General features: G+C 72.3%; 1 protein-coding gene. It reads right to left on the bottom strand.

Translation table 11 applies throughout. The annotated features are described in order from the left end of the window. On the bottom strand, window positions 1-4,246 hold a 4,246-nt coding region (locus ACFOX0_RS33890; protein WP_377553730.1), incomplete at both ends, for a type I polyketide synthase.

Raw genomic sequence — 4,246 nt, 5'->3', positions numbered from 1 at the left:
GTGGGTGAGGATCTGGTTGAGGTGGTGGGTGAAGGTGGGGTGGGTGATGTGGTGCATGTTGGGGTGTTGGGCGCCTTGGCCGGTGAACAGGATGGCGAGTTTTCCGCCTGTGGTGCCGGTGGTGTATCGGTTGTGGCGTAGGTCGGTGGGGGTGGTGATTGCGCGGTGGGTGAAGGTGGTGCGGGTGGCGAGTTGTCCGGCGAGTCCGGTCTCGTTGTTGTGGTGTAGGTAGTTGGCGAGGTTGTGGGCGTATGCGTGTAGTGCTGTCTCGGTTTTGGCGCTGAAGGCCAGCACTTGGCGCTGTCGCACGGCACCGCGGGTGAGGGCCTGGGAGTCCGAGGTGGTGTCGATCGGTTGTGTGGTGGGTGCTTCTTCGAGGATGAGGTGGGCGTTGGTGCCGCTGATGCCGAAGGACGAGATGCCCGCGCGACGAGTTTTCTCTCCGGCCTGCCAGGGCTGCGGTTCGGTGAGCAGGGTGAGTGGGTTGTCGTTCCAGTCGATGTGGCTGGTCGGCGTGTCCACGTGCAGGGTTTGGGGTAGTTGCTGGTTCTGCAGGGCGAGGGTCATCTTGATGACTCCGGCGACTCCGGCGGCGGCTTGGGCGTGGCCGATGTTCGACTTGAGGGAGCCGAGCCACAGCGGCCGCTGGCGGCCCGTGCCGTACGTGTTGGTGAGTGCTTGGGCTTCGATGGGGTCGCCGAGTCGGGTGCCGGTGCCGTGGGCCTCGATCGCGTCGATGTCGTCGGGTGACAGACCCGCGTTGGCCAAGGCCTGCTGGATCACCCGCTGCTGCGCCAGACCGTTCGGGGCCGTCATGCCGTTCGACGCGCCGTCCTGGTTGATCGCGGTGCCGCGGATGACGGCGAGGATCGGGTGGCCGTTGGCCTGGGCGTCGGACAGTTTCTCCAGCAGCAGCATGCCGGCACCCTCGGCCCAGCCGGTGCCGTCGGCGCCGTCGGAGAACGCCTTACACCGCCCATCCGGGGACAGACCCCGCTGCCGCGAGAACTCCACGAAGACACTCGGCGTCGCCATCACCGTCACACCACCGACGAGCGCCAGCGAGCACTCCCCGCTGCGCAGCGACTGCGCCGCCAGGTGCGCCGCCACCAGCGACGACGAGCAGGCGGTGTCGACCGTGACGGCCGGGCCCTCCAGACCGAAGTTGTACGCCACCCGGCCCGACGCCACACTGCCCGCGCTGCCGTTGATGACGTAACCCTCGAGCCCCTCCGGCGCCTCCTGCAGCCGGCCGCCGTAGTCGTGGTACATCACGCCGGCGAAGACACCGGTCCGGCTGCCGCGTACCGCCCGCGGGTCGATGCCGGCCCGCTCGAACGTCTCCCAGGCCGTCTCCAGCAGCAGCCGCTGCTGCGGATCGGTGGCCAGCGCCTCCCGCGGGCTCATCCCGAAGAACTCCGGATCGAACCGGTCCGCGTCGTGCAGGAAACCGCCCCGGCGCACATACGTCTTGCCGTACCGGGTGGGGTCCGGGTCGTAGAGCGAGCCGAGATCCCAGCCGCGGTTGACCGGGAAGTCACCGACCGCATCGCGGCCATCGGCGAGCATGTCCCACAGCTGCTCCGGAGTGGACACCCCGCCCGGCAGCCGGCAGGCCATCGCCACGATCGCGATCGGCTCGTCGACGGGGGCCGTGGCGGCCGCGACGGCGACCGGCTCGGCGGTGTGCCCGGTCAGCTCATCGGCCAGGAAAGCGACCAGCGCGGCCGGGGTCGGATGGTTGAACAGCAGCGTGCTCGGCAGCCGCAGGCCGGTGGCGGCGTTCAGCCGGTTCCGCAGCTCGACGGAGCTGAGCGAGTCGAAACCCATGTCCTTGAACGCCCGACCGGCCTCGATCGGCTCGTCCGCCGGGAGACCGAGGACCACACCCAGGTGCTCGCGGACCACATCGTGCAGCAACCGGTCACGTTCGGCGCCCGGAAGAGCGGCGAGCCCACCGGCGACCGGGGCGCCGGCCGCGGCCGCCCGGCGGCGCTGCGGGGCACGGACCAGCCCGCGCAGCATGACCGGCACCTCACCGGACTGCCGGACCGCTGCGGTGTCCAGCGCGGCCGGCACGATGACCGCCCGGTCGGTGCCCCACACCGGGTCCAGGAGCTCGGCACCCGCGGCCGCCGGCAACGGGACGACACCGGCCCGGGCCAGGCGGGCCAGGTCGGCCGCCCCGAGCGTGCCGCCGAGCCCGAGGTCCCACAGACCCCACGCCGCCGACGTGGCCGCGAACCCGGCCCAGCGCCGGCGTGCGGCCAGCGCGTCGAGGTAGGCGTTCGCCGCCGCGTAGGCGGCCTGCCCCGCGCTGCCCAGCGTTCCCGCGATCGAGGAGAACACCACGAACCGGGCCAGGTTCCGGCCGGCGGTCAGACGGTCCAGCTGCCATGCGGTCCCCGCCTTCACGGCGAAGACCTCACCCAGCAGATCCGGTTCCAGCGCATCCAGCGGGGCGTCACGCAGCGACGCGGCGAGATGCACCACCCCCACCAGATCGGGTACGCCGTCCAGCAGCTCAGCCAGCCGGCCGGTGTCGGTCACGTCGCACGCCACGGCACGCACCCGCCCGCCGAGCCCGGCGAAGTCGTCGGCGAAGTCCGCACCGGCCCCGCTGCGGGACACCAGCAGCAGCCGCAGATCCGGATGCCGTTCGGCGAGCCGGCGCGCGGTCAACCGGCCGAGCGCCCCCGTCCCGCCGGTGATCAGGATCGTGCCCGTCGACGGCCCGGCGTCGCCGGAGCCGGCCGTGATCGGCGTCAGCCGCGGGACGAACACCGTACCGTCACGAACCGCGAGCTGCCATTCGCCGCCGGCCGTGGCCGCCGCGGCCAGCGCGGCCGGGTCCGGGTCGCCGTCACCGGCATCGACCAGCAGGAACCGGCCCGGATGTTCGGTCTGCGCCGAACGCAGCAGACCCCACACCGCGGCGGCGGCGCCGTTCGGCGGCATGTCCCCGGCGAGGTCGGCGACCGAGGCGGTCAGCACCAGCAGCAGGCCGTCGCCGTCGCGTAGCCACCGCTGGGCCACGTCGAGGGCGTGCCCGGTGGCGGCGAGCGCATCGTCCGGGGCGTCCCCGACGGTGATCTCCCGCAGGTCGGCGACGGTCACCTCGACCGGCCCACCCTCGGCGGGAAGCGGGGCCAGCCGGACCCACTCGACGGCGTACAGGTTGCCGGTGCCGGCGCTGTCCGGCCGGGCCCGTACGGCCAGCGACTCGGCCATCGCGACCGGTGCGCCGGTGGGGTCGGCCAGTTGCACCGTGACCTCACCGGCGTGCGACGAGGTCAGGCGAACCCGCAGCGCCGAGGCGCCGGACGCGTGAAGCGACAGACCCGACCAGGCGAACGGCAGACGGATCCGGCCCGGCTCCCATCCGGAGTCGACCAGCCCGGCCGAGATCGGGTGCAGTGCCGCGTCCATCAGGGCCGGGTGGATGCCGTACCCGTGCGCCCCGGCCGTCCCGTCGTCCAGCGTGACCTCGGCGAACACCTCGCCACCACGGCGCCACAGACGCCGCAGCAGGCGGAAGCCGGGGCCGTACGCGTACCCGTCGGCGGCCAGCTGTTCGTACACCTGGTCCACGTCGATCGTCTCGGCCCCCGTGGGCGGCCATTCGCGCAGGTCGAAGGTGGCCGGGCCTGCCTCGGTCAGATGGCCGGTGGCGTGCCGTACCCAGCCGTGGGCCCCGCGCGAGAACAGCGACACCGGCCGGCGGCCGGAACCGTCGTCCGTGCCCACGGTGACCTGCAGTTCGGTGCGCCCGGCGGCCGGCAGCGGCCCCTCCAGGGTGAGATCGTCGATCCGGTCCAGCCCGGCCGCGTCGAATCCGGCCTGCAGCACCAGTTCGGCGAAGGCGGTGCCCGGCAGCAGCACACCCCCGGCGACGACGTGATCGGTGAGCCAGGTCTGCACGGCCGGGTCCAGCGTGCCGGGATGCAGGCTGCCGTCCGCGTCGGCCCGCTCCACAGCCGCCCCCAGGATCGGGTGGCCCTCGACCGTCCGCGACACACCGGCCAGCCAGTAGCTCTGGTGTTGGAACGGGTAGGTGGGTGCGTCGGGTAGGTGGTTGGTGGGTTGGGCTGGGTGGTTGCCGTGGCCGTTGGCCCAGGTTTGGGCGAGGACTGTGTCGATGTTGGTGCCGTTGGTGCGGTGGCTGGTGTGTAGTGCGGTCGCGTGCGGGAGTGTTTCGCGGGTGAGTGTGGTGAGGGTGTTGTGTGGTCCGATTTCGAGGAAGGTG

The sequence above is a fragment of the Micromonospora zhanjiangensis genome, assembly GCF_042650605.1.
Classification (GTDB): Bacteria; Actinomycetota; Actinomycetes; order Mycobacteriales; family Micromonosporaceae; genus Micromonospora_J; species Micromonospora_J zhanjiangensis.
The sequence above is the reverse complement of the archived record's forward strand: the minus strand, read 5'-3'. Positions and strand labels throughout refer to the sequence as shown.